Genomic DNA, 14,555 nt, shown 5'->3' with positions numbered 1-14,555 from the left:
ACAGAATTTAAGAGGAATTTAATCATGGCAGCAAAAGAAGTACTTTTTGCAGGTGACGCACGTGGCAAAATGCTAACTGGCGTAAACATTTTAGCAAACGCAGTAAAAGTAACTTTAGGTCCTAAAGGCCGTAACGTTGTATTAGACAAATCATTCGGCGCTCCAGTGATCACTAAAGATGGTGTATCTGTAGCAAAAGAAATCGAGCTTGAAGACAAGTTCGAAAACATGGGCGCACAAATGGTTAAAGAAGTAGCGTCGAAAGCGAATGACGCTGCAGGTGACGGTACAACAACTGCAACAGTATTAGCACAAGCTATCGTAAACGAAGGCTTAAAAGCAGTTGCAGCGGGTATGAACCCAATGGACCTTAAGCGCGGTATCGACAAAGCAGTTACTGCAGCAGTTGAAGAGCTTAAAGCACTTTCTGTTCCATGTGCAGACACTAAAGCAATTGCACAAGTAGGTACTATTTCTGCTAACTCTGATAAAGAAATCGGTGACATCATTGCTGAAGCAATGGAAAAAGTAGGCCGTGATTCAGGCGTTATCACTGTTGAAGAAGGTCAGTCGTTAGAAAACGAACTAGACGTCGTTGAAGGTATGCAGTTTGACCGCGGTTACCTTTCTCCATATTTCATCAACAACGCTGAAAAAGGCGCTGTAGAGCTAGACAACCCATTCATTCTACTTGTAGATAAAAAAGTATCTAACATCCGTGAGCTACTACCTACATTAGAAGCTGTTGCAAAAGCTAGCAAGCCACTACTTATCATTGCTGAAGACCTTGAAGGTGAAGCACTTGCAACTCTTGTTGTGAACAACATGCGCGGCATCGTTAAAGTATCTGCGGTTAAAGCACCTGGTTTCGGCGACCGTCGTAAAGCAATGCTACAAGACATCGCAGTATTAACAGGTGGTACTGTTATTTCTGAAGAAATCGGTTTAGAGCTAGAGAAAGCGACAATCGAAGACCTAGGTACAGCGAAGCGCGTTGTGATCACTAAAGATGATACAACAATCATCGACGGTGCAGGCGAAGAAGACGGCATCAATGGTCGTGTTGCACAAATCAAAGCACAAATCGAAGAAGCGACGTCTGACTACGATAAAGAGAAACTACAAGAGCGTATGGCTAAACTAGCTGGCGGTGTTGCAGTAATCAAAGTTGGCGCAGCAACTGAAATCGAAATGAAAGAGAAAAAAGACCGCGTTGAAGATGCACTACACGCAACTCGCGCAGCGGTTGAAGAAGGTGTTGTACCAGGTGGTGGTGTTGCACTAGTTCGCGTAGCAAGCAAACTTGTTGAACTTGCTGGCGACAACGAAGACCAAAGCCACGGTATCAAAGTTGCACTACGTGCGATGGAAGCACCACTTCGTCAAATCGTAACTAACGCAGGTGACGAAGCATCTGTTGTTGTTAACTCAGTAAAAGGCGGTGAAGGTAACTACGGTTACAACGCAGCATCAGGCGAGTACAACGACATGATCGAAATGGGTATCTTAGACCCAACTAAAGTAACGCGTTCGGCACTACAGTACGCAGCTTCAATCGCAGGTCTTATGATCACAACTGAAGCTATGGTTGCTGAAATCCCGAAAGAAGATGTACCAGCTGCTCCAGATATGGGCGGCATGGGCGGCATGGGTGGTATGGGCGGCATGATGTAATTATCCCTCCCAAGCACTTTGCTTAAAAAACCCAGCTCCGGCTGGGTTTTCTTTTAGCTATCAGTTTTAAGCTGTCAGCTATCAGAAACTGACGGCTGACGGCTGACGGCTGACGGCTGACGGCTCAGTTAATCAACTCCCTCACTATCGCAAACAAATCACTCGGTAACATACCTCTTTCGCCCTCACGCTCTGCGGCAATATCACCAGCTTTTGCATGTAAGGTTACGCCTAAGCAAGCTGCTTGCTGAGGAGTAAGCCCCTGTGCGATCAATGCCGCTATGATACCTGTTAATACATCGCCACTGCCGCCAACCGCAAGTGCAGGATTTCCATCTGTACACACCCATGTTTGGTTATTATCAGCAATTAAGCTTCCAGCACCTTTGAGTACACAAGTAGTAGTATAGCTACGTGCAAGCTGCTTTACTGCATGAAAGCGATTTTCTTCAATATCGCTAGCGCGACAATTAAGTAACCCTGCTGCCTCACCTGGGTGTGGTGTGATAACGGTATTAGCTAATGGAAATGACGAAGCATGCTGAGCCATTAAATTAAGTGCATCAGCATCAATAACCAGAGGCTTATTATTAGTAAAGCAATACTGCATTACTGCTTCAAAGGTTGTTTCCGACCAAGTGTCTTGCCCAAGCCCTGGGCCCATAGCAATACAGGTTGCCCACTCAAGAGCGCTAATCAGATTTGTATCTGTCACCATTAATTCTGGCCGGCCAATACTTACTGGTAGAATAGAGCTACTATGGGTATACACTTTGACCATACCCGCACCGGTGCGAAGCGCTGCCTCTGCAGTTAAACGAATAGCGCCGGCAGTGCCGGCATTACCACCAACACACAGCAATTTACCATGGCTGGTTTTATGGCTATTGTTATCGCGCTCAGGAAGCCTAGCTTGGCTCTGATAATTGATAAGCTCAGCCGTGGGTGATGTCTGTTTTAAAAAGGCATCTTCAATACCTAAATCATTAAACTCTAATGTCCCTGCATGCGCTCTACCTTGCCCTGTCACTAAGCCTTGTTTAATCCCCACAAAAGTCACAGTAAGCGCGGCTTTTATTGCAACTCCTTGTACCACACCTGTGTCGGCATGTATGCCTGAGGGTAGGTCAATAGCAACTATCGGCACTTGGCTCTCGTTGGCAGTTTTAATCAGCTGTGAAAAAGGCTCGCGCACTTTGCTTTGGATGCCAGTACCAAGCAGGCCATCAATAATGAGATCTGCTCGCTCAATAGCACTGGTATCAGCGGTTATTTCCCCTCCGGCGTCAAGCCAAGCTTGCTGAGCACTGAGCGCATCGCCTTTGAGCGGTTTATCAGATATTGCTGCAATAACCGTAACCTGTTTGCCCGCTTGTTTAGCTAAGCGAGCAACAACATAACCATCACCGGCATTGTTACCAACGCCCGCTAACACTACGAATGTACCTGCTTTAGGAAAATAGCTGATAGCTTGCTGATAAGTCGCCAGCCCTGCTCGCTCCATAAGCTCATACAAGGTTACGCCAGAGCGCTTAGCTGCGGGTCCTTCATGGTCACGAACTTGCTCTGCTAAAAATACTGACTGCGAGAGAACAACTGACATATCTATCCTTAAATTGGCCTTTTAATCAGCATATAAGTACAGATGAGTGCAGTCAATGAGGCATAAAAAACGGCGCGTAACTTACATTACGCGCCGTCTCTTTAAAGCTATAGTGACTTACTCAGTGTCTGGTAAGTTGCGACCGTAGAAGATTTCTTGCATCTCGCGGGTCAGCTTAGAGTAGATGGCTTCTTCTTCTTCTTCCGAAAGATCTGCTGTAGAAACACCGAATAGGTAAGTATTCAAGTCAGTTTCTTTTAACATCATCTTAGTGTGGAACAAGTTCTCTTGATACACGTTCACGTCCATCATTTGGTACGCTTCTTTGGTATCTTCAGTCATATAGTTCTGAATTGAGTTAATCGCGTGATCGATATAGTGTTTTACACCATCTACGTCACGAGTAAAACCACGTACGCGGTAGTCAATTGTTACAACATCAGACTCAAGGCTGTGAATTAAGAAGTTTAACGCTTTTAATGGCGAAATAATGCCACACGTTGATACTTCGATATCAGCACGGAACGTACAAATACCATCATCAGGGTGTGCTTCTGGGTATGTGTGAACACAGATGTGGCTCTTGTCTAAGTGCGCTACCACTGTTTCAGGAAGAGGACCCGGCGCTTCATCAACGTCATACGTTGTTTGTTGCTCAATTGGCTCTTCAGAGATCAAGATTGTTACGCTGGCGCCTTGCGGGTCATAATCTTGGCGAGAAACATTTAGAATGTTTGCGCCAATAATATCCACAACTTCACCTAAAATATCGGTAAGGCGATCAGCACTGTACTGTTCGTCGATATATTCAATATATTCTTTACGCTGTTGTTCCGTCTTTGCGTAACAAATATCGTAAATACTAAAACTTAAGCTCTTAGTTAAGTTATTAAAGCCATGAAGCTTAATTTTATCGAAGGGTTTATTCATGCTAAACCAACCTTAAAACGAGTGAAACCTGCACCAGCAGAAATAAAAGTTCGCGGATTTTATACGAATTTCCTGCTCGGAAAAAGCGTTATTTTACCTGTTCTTGCACAACTTCATGACTATGCGTAATTTCTACTGTCTTATCAAGCATTAAGGCTACAGAACAATACTTTTCAGCAGATAATTGTACCGCTCTTGCAAGGTGCTTTTCAGATACATTATCACCGGTAACCACAAAGTGTAGATTAATCTTGGTAAACACGCGAGGTGCTGACTCAGCACGCTCTGCAGATAGCTTAACTTGCACATCAGAAAATGACTGTTTTGCTTTTTTTAAAATACTAACAACATCAACAGATGAACAACAGCCCGCTGACATTAAAACCATTTCCATTGGGCTTGGCGCAGCGCTATCGCTACCTGCATCAAAAACTACATTGTGACCTGAATTTGAAAGGCCAATAAACGTATCGCCTTCTACCCATTTTACATTCGCTTGCATGTGCTTTATCTCTTAAAGTTATTTTGCTTGATTGTAAGCAAGTCACACACAGATGCAAGGGATAAGAGGTGAGCTTTAAAGGAAAGCGAGTTGCTAACTTTGAGCTGCTCGCTTAAAGACTAGAAATTGTGTTGTGCTTTATAAGTTAGGCACTTTCGACAACAGCACTATCGAATAAGTTTTTTACTAATCCAGCAAACTCATCAATAAACGCGTGTTGTTCAACGGTTACTGTGTGATTTGTAACGCTGCTTAGCACTTCTTGTAAGTCATATACGATACCGTCGACTTCGCGAACAATTTGGCTGCGTTGTTCAGTATTAAGCTCTGTGTGTTGCTCGCAAAGTAACATGACATTTTCTGCTATCACGTCTTCAATAAGCTCTAACACTGTTGGAGCTCCTGGTTTAATTTGACCCGGCTTCTCAAAAAGCGCTAAATTTTGAGTGAGATACATGACAAGATCATCGTACCCTTGCCTATCTAAAACCATACGACTGCACACCTAATAAAAAACTATCTCTTTAGATTTAAGCAGAAAGCGCTTTTAATTGCTACCTTTGCCAAGCATCTCATACAAAAAAAGCAGCCGAAGCTGCTTTTTATAATGATTTACGATTATTAATCGATTTTTAAGCCTGGGCTTAATGTCGCTGGCATTGCTACTTTTTCAAGCTCAACCGAAGCGACTGGGTATGCACAATAGTCAGCAGCATAATATGCGCTTGCTCTGTGGTTACCTGATGCACCAATACCACCAAATGGTGCTGCACTTGATGCACCTGTGATAGGACGGTTCCAGTTTACGATACCTGCGCGAATACGACGTAAGAAATGGTCGTAATCTGCTGCGCTGTCGCTTAATAAACCAGCTGATAAACCAAAGCTTGTGTCATTCGCTTTATCAATAGCGGCATCAAAATCAGTGAAGCGGAATACTTTAAGAAGTGGTCCAAAGTGCTCTTCGTCTGGGAAGTTAGCGACATTTGTACACTCTAAAATACCCGGTGTTACAAAGCCGGTATTTTCTTTGTGCGTTAGCTCAACTAACACTTCAGCGCCAAGCTCAACAAGTTGCTGTTGTGCTGTGACCATACCAGCTGCTGCTACTGAAGAAATCATTGACCCAATGAAAGGTTGCTCTTCTGCGTCGTAGTCACCGACTTTAATAGCTTTAGTTGCTTTAATAAGACCCGCTAAGATGGCATCGCCTTGCTCGCCTACAGGTAAGAATAACTTGCGCGCACACGTACAACGTTGACCTGTAGAGATAAACGCTGATTGAATAATATCGTGAATAGCCGCTTTAGTATCAGCAACATCAGTAACGATAAGCGGGTTATTACCACCCATTTCTAAGGCTAAGATTTTACCCGGCTGACCAGCAAACTGTTCATGTAAAATATGACCAGTGCGCGAAGAGCCAGTAAAGAATAAACCGTCGATCCCTTTATGAGATGCAAGCGCTTTACCCGTTTCTACTTCACCTTGCACAAGGTTGATTACACCTGCAGGGAGACCCGCCTTTTGCCATAACTTTAACGTTAACTCAGCAACTGCTGGCGTTAGCTCAGACGGTTTAAATACCACGGTATTACCTGCTAATAATGCAGGTACAATGTGACCATTTGGTAAGTGACCAGGGAAGTTATAAGGGCCAAACACCGCTACAACACCATGAGGCTTGTGGCGGATCATCGCACGACCTTGTGGCATTGGGTTTTCAACATCGCCTGTACGCTCTAAAAATGCTTTTTCAGAGATAGCAATTTTACCCACCATCGCACCTGCTTCAGTGCGTGTTTCCCAAAGTGGTTTACCTGTTTCTTGTGCGATAGCAATCGCTAATTCTTCGCTGTGCTCTTTAAGCGTTTCTGCGAATGTTTTTACAATCGCTAAACGCTCTGCAAATGTTTTATCAGCCCAGCTGTAAAACGCTTCACGTGCAGCAGCGACTGCGCCGTCTACTTGTTCAGCAGTGGCAGTGTTTGCTTGCCAGATTACATCGTTATTTGCTGGGTTTACAGATTGAAAAGTATGACCAAGGCCTGCTTGCCATTGACCATTAATAAATTGCGCTGCATGAGTCATTAATATGTCTCCTGAATTCTATAGTTCTGCAAGTGATACTGAATCACCCGCTTCTAAGTGAAGTGCTTTTGCTAGTTCACTTGAGATTACGATGCTATCGGCATCGCATGATAGGCTAACTTGAGTCACGGTTGCTCTAAAATCAGCAATTTTATCATTTGCTAACAATACCGTGGTGTCGCCTTGGCTTTCACCAATTTCAACTTTAACTGTGTGGGCATTTCTGACTGTAGCAATGTTATCTACTTTTGCTTCAACAGTTGGACCTGCATCAAAAATGTCTACATAACCATTAAAGGTGAAACCTTCGCTCTTTAATAGTTCAATCGCAGGGCGTGTGTTGTCATGTACTTGACCAATCACAGCTTGTGCATCTTTGCTCAGTAAGTTGACGTAAATTGGGTATTTAGGCATTAACTCAGCAATAAATACTTTCTGGCCAATACCCGTTAAGTAATCTGCCGTTGGAAAGTCCATTGAGAAAAAGTGCTCTTCTAGCCATTGCCAGAATGGGCTTTCGCCGCTTTCGTCAGACACACCACGCATTTCAGCAATGACGGTGTCAGCAAAACGTTCTCTATGTTGATTAATAAACATAAAACGCGCTTTTGAAAGCAATTTACCGTTATTATTTTTACGGTAGCCATCTTTTAAGAATAATGTACATAGCTCAGTTGCACCGGTGTAATCATTACACAGAGTTAAAATATCAACGGCTTTATACACGTCTAGCGTACGAGAAGAATGAATTACTTTGCTTAAATGATAATGATAAAAAGCATCATCTAAACCAACAGCGGCTTCAATACCCGAAGTCCCTACAACTTCACCCGTTTCGCTATCTTCAAGAACAAACAAGTAACCTTCATCACCTGGCTGCTGTGCTGCTTTTGCAAATGAGCTGACAGAATGATCAATTTTCTTTTGTAATAACTCTTCATTATTAGGCAAAGACGTAAAGCCATGGCCTGACTCAACAGCAATCTTTACTAACGCTTGGTAATCGCTTTGCTGGATTGGGCGAAGGATCATCATAAGTCCGCTTGCTCCCTTATAAATAACGGTAAATTAAGAAATGTGGGCAAGCTTAACTTGCCCTGAAATGACAGTTTCGTTTAGCCGTTAACGACTTTTGCAACTGCTTTTTCGAAACGAGCCATACCTTCGCGGATATCAGCTTCTGGAATTACAAGTGACGGAGTGAAACGAACAACATCAGCGCCAGCAACTAAAGACATAACGCCTTCTGCTGTACCAGCCACTAAAAACTCTTTTGCACGACCTTTGAATTGCTCTGTTACTACAGCACCAATTAATAGACCTTCGCCACGGATTTCAGTGAATACATTGTACTTTTCGTTAATCGCAGTTAATAACTCGCGGAATAACGCTGACTTTTCTTTAACACCGTTAAGTACGTCAGGAGTATTTACTGTGTCGAATGCAGCTTCTGCTACTGCACACGCAAGAGGGTTACCACCGTAAGTAGAACCATGAGTACCTACTTTTAAGTGCTTAGCAATATCAGTTGTGGTGATCATTGCACCGATAGGGAAACCACCACCTAACGCTTTTGCAGTCGTTAAGATATCAGGAGTTACATTTAAACCTTGATAAGCATAAAGCTCACCCGTACGGCCAACACCTGTTTGTACTTCATCAAAGATTAGTAGTGCATTATGCTTAGTACATAACTCACGAACACCTTCAACAAACTCAGCAGTTGGAGAAATGATACCGCCTTCACCTTGCAGAGGCTCCATCATTACTGCACATGTGCTGTCTGAGATAAGCGCTTCAAATGCAGCTAAATCGTTGTAGTCACAGTGAACGATATCACCAGGTTTAGGACCAAAACCATCAGAGTATGCAGCTTGACCGCCTACTGTTACTGTGAAGAAGGTACGGCCGTGGAAACCTTTGTTGAATGAGATAATTTGTGACTTTTGCTCACCAAAGTTATCAAGTGCAAAACGGCGTGCAAGTTTAAGTGCCGCTTCGTTAGCTTCTGCACCAGAGTTAGCAAAATATACTTTTTCAGCGAACGTTGCGTCAGTTAGCTTTTTAGCTAAGCGAAGCGCTGGCTCATTAGTCATTACATTTGATAAGTGCCAAATTTTTTCGCCTTGCTCTTTTAATGCACTTACAAGAGCTGGGTGACAATGGCCAAGACAGTTAACAGCAATACCACCAGCAAAATCGATAAATTCGCGACCTTCTTGGTCCCATACGCGAGAGCCTTCGCCTCGAACTGGAATAACACTTGATGGTGCATAGTTAGGAACCATTACTTGATCAAATAATTCGCGATTGACTGTCATTTTATATCCTCATAATTGTAAGCACACTCAGAGTAAGGTGGCGCTCTAAAGCTAAACTAAGCCATTTTACTTAGCCGATTGAGCTTAGCGCAAAATCACCAAAATTACTCTTTGGTTCAATTTTCATTCATCCATTATTCCAGAAAATTTTCGTCCTGTCTCTTAGAAAACTTTCATGTAGCCCTTGAAAATAAAGGGCTTGAGATATTTTTTCATGGATAGTGAATAACTATTTGAAGGCTATTTTTTACTCTAAATACTATAAAAAGGCTTACGGCTAGTGAGCCAAGCAGAGGCTAAAGAGAAAAAATTTGTCACTGCGGATTGATAAACAATGAATGAATAGTCGCAAAAAAATTAACAATTTTTTTAATTAATTTGAATATGAAAGCGATCAAAATTGCATTTTACTAGCTGATCAAGCTCTTCTTTAGTGAAATCGAAGTGTGCAAACCAACGTTCGGTTTCGTCATTTTCGACTAGTTGATGCTCATTTAAACTTAAATACTGAGCGTAACAACGTGCTTTTAAAATCACCTTGGTAAGCGGCAAATACTCATCGTTTTTAGCTAAAGGTGTAGTTAACTGCTGCATTACCGCATTAAATGGCAAATACCTAAAAGCCATTTTCTCAATTACGGTGGCTGTTACCTTCATCGACTGCTTATTTAGCAAGGTGCTTAAAAATAAAGGATCCGGTTTTAGCTCTAATAAAGCTGTGTGTAGATCTTTCTTTTGCTCATCACGGGCTTTAGTTACTTGGCGCTGCCAAACTAACTCAAAAATACGAAGGTATATACGGACTAGCGCTATCTTACCCACGTCGAGTAGCATACCTAAGGTAAACGCGTGCACCTCATTTACACCATTTAATTTAGCAAGTTCTTGAGCAGCAATGGCACACGCCATTGAGTTATCACGAAGTCGACGCTTTAGTAGTGGAAATGGCTCTGTACTGTGTGGCATCCAATGACGTACCGCAAAGGTTGGCACGACAAACTTTAAATTATCTAAACCAATGTAGCGTAGCGCTAACAGTGGGTTATCGACTTGAACTGAAGTGTGTTTATTACGTTGTTTTCGATAGAAAGGTAAATTCACAAACGCAACAAGCTCACGACCTAACCAACTCAAATCTTTAACTAACGGCTCTAGTCGACCTACTGAGGCCGAGCGCACAGCTAAAATATCTAAAATAGCAGGTACGCTATCTTGAATCCCTATAGTTTCATGAATTACTGAATCAATGTCTTCAAGCTGCTTGTGCATGGCAGCCTCAATCACTTGGTGTAATTGCTTGCTCGCCTGTGCACGGTATTTATGGTGAGCTGTACTGCTCTTTTGACGTTTTTTCTCAGCAGCAACTTCTACTTCTAATAGAGTTCGCTGTTCCATTGATTCGCCATAATCAATTTCGAGGGTGTGAATATAGCCAATTTGACGCTGTGCAAAACTGTGACCAAGCAAAAGATCATGCGCGCGCTCATTAAGCACCATCGCAGTCCTTTGTTGTCGGTTTTCTTCGGTCATTTGCACAGGCGTATTGTCGGTCATATTTGTTAATTCACTAGCCTAAGGTTAGAAGCGAGTTAAAAAGTTAGCAAGTAATTCAAGCCCTTGTTGGGTCAAAATTGCTTCGGGGTGAAATTGCACTCCTTCAAGTGCTAAATCATTATGCATGATCCCCATAATTTCATCAAAATCAGAATTTTGTTCTGTCCATGCAGTAATAGTGAAGTCACTAGGCAGGCTTTGTTTATCCACCACTAAAGAATGGTACCGGCATACCGTTAGTGGATTTGCCAAACCGTTAAACACACCTTGATTGGTATGCTTAACTAACGAGGTTTTACCATGCATCACTTGCTTTGCACGAATAACATCAGCACCTAGAGCCTGAGCAATAGTTTGGTGACCTAAGCAAATACCAAGAATTGGCAACTGACCTTTTAGTTGTTCAACCACTTGCAAAGAAATACCCGCTTCGTTTGGTGAACATGGCCCAGGCGATAGTACGATGTGCTCTGGGTTAAGTTGTTTAATCTCAGCAATGCTGATCTCATCGTTTCGTTTAACTAATACATCTTGATCTAAGCGCTGAAAATATTGCACTAGGTTGTATGTAAACGAATCATAATTGTCGATCATTAACAGCATTGCGTGTAACCCAAAATTACTCAGTCAAAATAATGAAGGCGCATTTTACCCCAAGCGTTCATAAATGTCGGCAAAAAATGGGGTATTACTCAGCGATTAAATGCGCTGTAAGGTCAGCCCTTTCTTGCTCATTAAGTTTTTGCGAACATTTATTTGCGAAGTCGTAACGTACTAGTACGGTTTTACCAACGGCACAGCAGTTATCTTGCTGCCAAGCCTCTTGACGCAGTACAAATGAACTAGAGCCGATGTGCTCAACACTGGTTTTCACTGTGACATCGTGACCATAAAACAACTCACCCACAAAGCTTACTTCAACCTTAGCAATGATCAGTTTCCACTCATAAGGGTTTAAATCGGGCGTAAAAAACCTGAAAATAGGCGCTCGGGCGGCTTCAAACCATACAGGGAGTACGGTATTGTTGATGTGCCCTAGCACATCTGTTTCGCTAAAGCGTGGTGTGATAGTTTCAGTAAACATAGTAACCCTATAAAAAATATAAACTAAAGGTAGCTCATGACGGACTTTATTCGCGTATACGAAAACGCCCTCAGCAAAGAATTTTGCGACAACTTTATCACGGTATTTGAACAAAGCCCGCATTTAAAACAAGGCATTACCTCAGGCGGAGTAGATTTAGCGAAAAAAGACAGCCGCGATTTATACCTTAATAACCACCCCGAATACGCTGAGCAACTAAAGCATATTCAACAAACGACTGCGGGTTACGTCTTCAAATACCTTGAAGAGCATATTTTTATGATGATTGGTGCCTTTGGTTTAAAGGTTTACCATCCGCAAACCGGCAAACCTGTTGACCTAACACAAGATAACTTTGAAGAAGTCGGCAAACCACAATTGCCATTACTCGTGCAGCAAATTTTCCGCATGGGTCCAATTCAAGCACAGAAATACGATATCAATAAAGGTGGCTACCCTTATTGGCATAGCGAGGTATACCCGCAAGCTGGCCACAACGAAGCTCTGCATCGTGTGCTGTTATTTATGTTCTATTTAAATGATGTAGAAGAAGGTGGTGAAACAGAGTTTTACTATCAACAACGAAAAATATCGCCTAAACAGGGTTCTATGGTCGTAGCACCGGGCTATTTTACCCACACGCACCGTGGTAATAAGCCAATTTCAAATGATAAGTATATTTTAACCTCGTGGGTCTTATTCAACCGCGCGGAACAAATATATGGCCAACCACAATCCTAGCGGTAATAAGCAGCCCACTCGGGCTGCTTATAGCTTAATTAAAGCTCAGCTTTAATCTGCTAGTAATTGATCAAATAAATCAAAAACCTTATCAAGCTCTTCAACTGTGTTGTAATGCATACAACCAATGCGTACTACACCACCGGTTTCTAATACACCTAGCTGCTTACATAAGCCTTGGGCGTAGAAGTTACCATCCCACACACAAATATGTTGCTTACCTAAAAATTCAGACACAACACGTGGCTCGATGCCTTCAAAAGTTAAAGCAAAAGTCGGTGTGCGATAAGCTATACGCTCTAGTTCATCAATACCAAATAACTTGATACGTGGGTAATCTGCTAAACGCGTTAAGAAATGCTTACTTAATGCCATTTCGTGTTGTTTAGTCATAGCAAATGCAGCCGCGAGTTTTTCTCGACGTGAATGACTATCATCAAGTTCACTAATTGCAGCAATGTAATCAACAGCTGCAATTAAGCCAGCTAGCGCTTCAAAGCTTTGTGTACCCGTTTCCCAGCGACCTGGCGCAACATCTTTTGCAGGTTCAACTTTATATGGTGTGAAACCTTCAAGATGCTCACGTTTGCCATAGACAATACCAAGGTGAGGACCAAAGAACTTATATGCAGAGCAGGCTAAGAAGTCACAATCAAGTGCTTGTACATCTACAAGCTCATGAGGTGCGTAATGAACGGCATCAACATACACTAGCGCACCAACAGCATGTGCAAGCTCAACGATGCGTTTAATGTCATTAATTGAACCTGTGGTGTTTGATGCATACGTCACTGCAACAAGCTTTGTTTTGCTAGATAAAAGGCTTTCAAAATGTGCCATATCTAGGCTGCAATCAGCTTCGTTGATAAGGGTAGTTTTTACTGTCGCGCCTTTATCTTCAGCAGCTTGCTGCCAAGATGATACATTTGAGAAGTGATCTGCATTGGTGACAATAATTTCATCATCAGCAGTCCAATCACGCGAGATGGCACGGCTAAAGCTAAACGTTAAGCTTGTCATGTTTGCACCAAACACGATTTGCTCTTTAGATGGCGCATTTAATAAATCGGCTGCAGCTTGGCGAGCATTTGCCATTAACTCTACCGTTTTATCACTTGAGAAAAATGCGCCGCCTAAGTTTGAGTTGAAGTAACCCAAATATGCACTCATAGCGCTTAGAACTGACTGTGGTACTTGCGAGCCACCTGGACCATCAAGGAAAATCGGTGACTGACCAGCAACTTGTTGCATAAGTGCAGGGAACTGGCGACGTAATTGCGTTAAGTTCATGGTTTACCCTTACGCAGTTAGTACGAAGCAATCAAGGTAACCTTCTTTGCTTGCGTCTAATTTATTCATTGGTGTAGCGTTGTGCCATACTTCACGGTCATTAATCAGTGCGAACATGCCGTCTTTAATTTCCATTTTGAAACATGGTTCAGCCTGCTGGTGTTCATAAACAAGCAGCTCACCACCCTCTAGGTTTTCGTGTGATACACCACATACACATACGTGATCAAAACCATCTTGGTGAACACCTTCAGGCGCAGCGGGTGTGTCACTGTCGATCGCAAGCATTCTGAATTGGTGAATTTCAATATCGCGATCATCGCTGATACCCGTCATATCGCGGAACTGATTCACGATTTGCTTCATACCATCAGTCGCTAATAAGCTATCTTCTAGATTTTCATAGGTACGCTCAACATTACCTTGGAAGGTATTGATTGAGTCATCTTGCACGAATGCTTTTGTTGGTTGTAGTTTTAATTCACCATCAACAACTTTGATTACTGAATAACGACGCTTACGAAATTCACCATCTGCGTATGGGTTAGCAGGTAGGTTAGCAAAAGAAGGCTTAACTGCGTCAATGTGCGCTTGGCTTACAAAACGAAGTTGTAGAAGGTTCTGGTTGTTTAATGTAGTCATTTCGATCTCGCCTTAATACGTTGAGAATATTGGCGAGGATTTTAATTCAATTAGTAGGGAATATTTGCGTTTTTATGTAAACCAGCAAGGTTTATTGGATAATTTTAAGATCGTTATACACAT

At 42.5% G+C, this 14,555-nt stretch carries 14 protein-coding genes; 2 read left to right on the top strand and 12 right to left on the bottom strand.

Features of this window, described 5'->3' with window-relative positions:
• The first annotated feature begins 24 nt into the window (after positions 1-24).
• Positions 25-1,674 carry a chaperonin GroEL gene (gene groL, locus AN394_RS04480; protein WP_054563484.1) on the top strand — a complete coding sequence of 550 codons (1,650 nt, stop codon included), beginning with the start codon at positions 25-27 and terminating at the stop codon, positions 1,672-1,674.
• Positions 1,675-1,798: 124 nt separating this feature from the next.
• On the opposite strand, the gene AN394_RS04475 is transcribed toward groL, so the two are convergent.
• From AN394_RS04475 to AN394_RS04430, 10 genes are all read right to left on the bottom strand, one after another.
• Positions 1,799-3,277, bottom strand: a complete 1,479-nt coding sequence (locus AN394_RS04475; protein ID WP_055020888.1) for a bifunctional ADP-dependent NAD(P)H-hydrate dehydratase/NAD(P)H-hydrate epimerase — start codon at positions 3,275-3,277, stop codon at positions 1,799-1,801.
• A gap of 117 nt (positions 3,278-3,394) precedes the next feature.
• Positions 3,395-4,207, bottom strand: coding sequence for an adenosylmethionine decarboxylase (gene speD / locus AN394_RS04470; RefSeq protein ID WP_054563482.1), 813 nt, complete (start codon positions 4,205-4,207; stop codon positions 3,395-3,397).
• A gap of 88 nt (positions 4,208-4,295) precedes the next feature.
• On the bottom strand, positions 4,296-4,709 hold the full coding sequence (locus AN394_RS04465) for an OsmC family protein (protein WP_055020887.1): 414 nt from the start codon (positions 4,707-4,709) through the stop codon (positions 4,296-4,298).
• 145 nt (positions 4,710-4,854) lie between these two features.
• Positions 4,855-5,202, bottom strand: a complete 348-nt coding sequence (locus AN394_RS04460) for a DUF3802 family protein (RefSeq protein ID WP_054563480.1) — start codon at positions 5,200-5,202, stop codon at positions 4,855-4,857.
• A 128-nt stretch (positions 5,203-5,330) separates the two neighbouring features.
• Positions 5,331-6,800: a succinylglutamate-semialdehyde dehydrogenase gene (gene astD / locus AN394_RS04455; RefSeq protein WP_054563479.1), complete on the bottom strand. Its 1,470-nt coding sequence runs from the start codon at positions 6,798-6,800 to the stop codon at positions 5,331-5,333.
• An 18-nt stretch (positions 6,801-6,818) separates the two neighbouring features.
• The gene (astA, locus tag AN394_RS04450) at positions 6,819-7,835 is read right to left on the bottom strand and encodes an arginine N-succinyltransferase (RefSeq protein ID WP_054563478.1); all 1,017 of its coding nucleotides are present in this window, start codon (positions 7,833-7,835) and stop codon (positions 6,819-6,821) included.
• Positions 7,836-7,915: 80 nt separating this feature from the next.
• Positions 7,916-9,121 carry an aspartate aminotransferase family protein gene (locus tag AN394_RS04445; RefSeq protein WP_054563477.1) on the bottom strand — a complete coding sequence of 402 codons (1,206 nt, stop codon included), beginning with the start codon at positions 9,119-9,121 and terminating at the stop codon, positions 7,916-7,918.
• Positions 9,122-9,490: 369 nt separating this feature from the next.
• On the bottom strand, positions 9,491-10,651 hold the full coding sequence (locus AN394_RS04440) for an HDOD domain-containing protein (RefSeq protein ID WP_054563503.1): 1,161 nt from the start codon (positions 10,649-10,651) through the stop codon (positions 9,491-9,493).
• Positions 10,652-10,699: 48 nt separating this feature from the next.
• Positions 10,700-11,278 carry an aminodeoxychorismate/anthranilate synthase component II gene (locus tag AN394_RS04435; protein ID WP_054552416.1) on the bottom strand — a complete coding sequence of 193 codons (579 nt, stop codon included), beginning with the start codon at positions 11,276-11,278 and terminating at the stop codon, positions 10,700-10,702.
• Positions 11,279-11,363: 85 nt separating this feature from the next.
• The gene (locus tag AN394_RS04430) at positions 11,364-11,759 is read right to left on the bottom strand and encodes a thioesterase family protein (RefSeq protein ID WP_054563476.1); all 396 of its coding nucleotides are present in this window, start codon (positions 11,757-11,759) and stop codon (positions 11,364-11,366) included.
• A 36-nt stretch (positions 11,760-11,795) separates the two neighbouring features.
• On the opposite strand from AN394_RS04430, the gene AN394_RS04425 reads away from it, so the two are divergent.
• Positions 11,796-12,500: a 2OG-Fe(II) oxygenase gene (locus AN394_RS04425; RefSeq protein WP_054563475.1), complete on the top strand. Its 705-nt coding sequence runs from the start codon at positions 11,796-11,798 to the stop codon at positions 12,498-12,500.
• Between the two features lie 51 nt (positions 12,501-12,551).
• Here AN394_RS04425 and AN394_RS04420 read toward each other — a convergent pair whose 3' ends face one another.
• Together AN394_RS04420 and AN394_RS04415 are read right to left on the bottom strand one after the other, a co-directional pair.
• The gene (locus tag AN394_RS04420; protein ID WP_054563474.1) at positions 12,552-13,790 is read right to left on the bottom strand and encodes a cysteine desulfurase-like protein; all 1,239 of its coding nucleotides are present in this window, start codon (positions 13,788-13,790) and stop codon (positions 12,552-12,554) included.
• Between the two features lie 9 nt (positions 13,791-13,799).
• The gene (locus tag AN394_RS04415) at positions 13,800-14,432 is read right to left on the bottom strand and encodes a 2OG-Fe dioxygenase family protein (RefSeq protein WP_054563473.1); all 633 of its coding nucleotides are present in this window, start codon (positions 14,430-14,432) and stop codon (positions 13,800-13,802) included.
• Positions 14,433-14,555 lie beyond the last annotated feature (123 nt).

The sequence above is a fragment of the Pseudoalteromonas sp. P1-26 genome (assembly GCF_001401795.1).
In the GTDB taxonomy this organism is placed as follows: domain Bacteria; phylum Pseudomonadota; class Gammaproteobacteria; order Enterobacterales; family Alteromonadaceae; genus Pseudoalteromonas.
This window is presented reverse-complemented; position numbering and strand designations above follow the sequence as displayed.

Excerpts from the sequence above, each read along its gene's own strand:
- groL (WP_054563484.1), top strand. The coding sequence starts at position 25 with ATGGCAGCAAAAGAAGTACTTTTTGCAGGTGACGCACGTGGCAAAATG.
- AN394_RS04475 (WP_055020888.1), bottom strand. The coding sequence starts at position 3,277 with ATGTCAGTTGTTCTCTCGCAGTCAGTATTTTTAGCAGAGCAAGTTCGT.
- speD (WP_054563482.1), bottom strand. The coding sequence starts at position 4,207 with ATGAATAAACCCTTCGATAAAATTAAGCTTCATGGCTTTAATAACTTA.
- AN394_RS04465 (WP_055020887.1), bottom strand. The coding sequence starts at position 4,709 with ATGCAAGCGAATGTAAAATGGGTAGAAGGCGATACGTTTATTGGCCTT.
- AN394_RS04460 (WP_054563480.1), bottom strand. The coding sequence starts at position 5,202 with ATGGTTTTAGATAGGCAAGGGTACGATGATCTTGTCATGTATCTCACT.
- astD (WP_054563479.1), bottom strand. The coding sequence starts at position 6,800 with ATGACTCATGCAGCGCAATTTATTAATGGTCAATGGCAAGCAGGCCTT.
- astA (WP_054563478.1), bottom strand. The coding sequence starts at position 7,835 with ATGATGATCCTTCGCCCAATCCAGCAAAGCGATTACCAAGCGTTAGTA.
- AN394_RS04445 (WP_054563477.1), bottom strand. The coding sequence starts at position 9,121 with ATGACAGTCAATCGCGAATTATTTGATCAAGTAATGGTTCCTAACTAT.
- AN394_RS04440 (WP_054563503.1), bottom strand. The coding sequence starts at position 10,651 with ATGACCGAAGAAAACCGACAACAAAGGACTGCGATGGTGCTTAATGAG.
- AN394_RS04435 (WP_054552416.1), bottom strand. The coding sequence starts at position 11,278 with ATGCTGTTAATGATCGACAATTATGATTCGTTTACATACAACCTAGTG.
- AN394_RS04430 (WP_054563476.1), bottom strand. The coding sequence starts at position 11,759 with ATGTTTACTGAAACTATCACACCACGCTTTAGCGAAACAGATGTGCTA.
- AN394_RS04425 (WP_054563475.1), top strand. The coding sequence starts at position 11,796 with ATGACGGACTTTATTCGCGTATACGAAAACGCCCTCAGCAAAGAATTT.
- AN394_RS04420 (WP_054563474.1), bottom strand. The coding sequence starts at position 13,790 with ATGAACTTAACGCAATTACGTCGCCAGTTCCCTGCACTTATGCAACAA.
- AN394_RS04415 (WP_054563473.1), bottom strand. The coding sequence starts at position 14,432 with ATGACTACATTAAACAACCAGAACCTTCTACAACTTCGTTTTGTAAGC.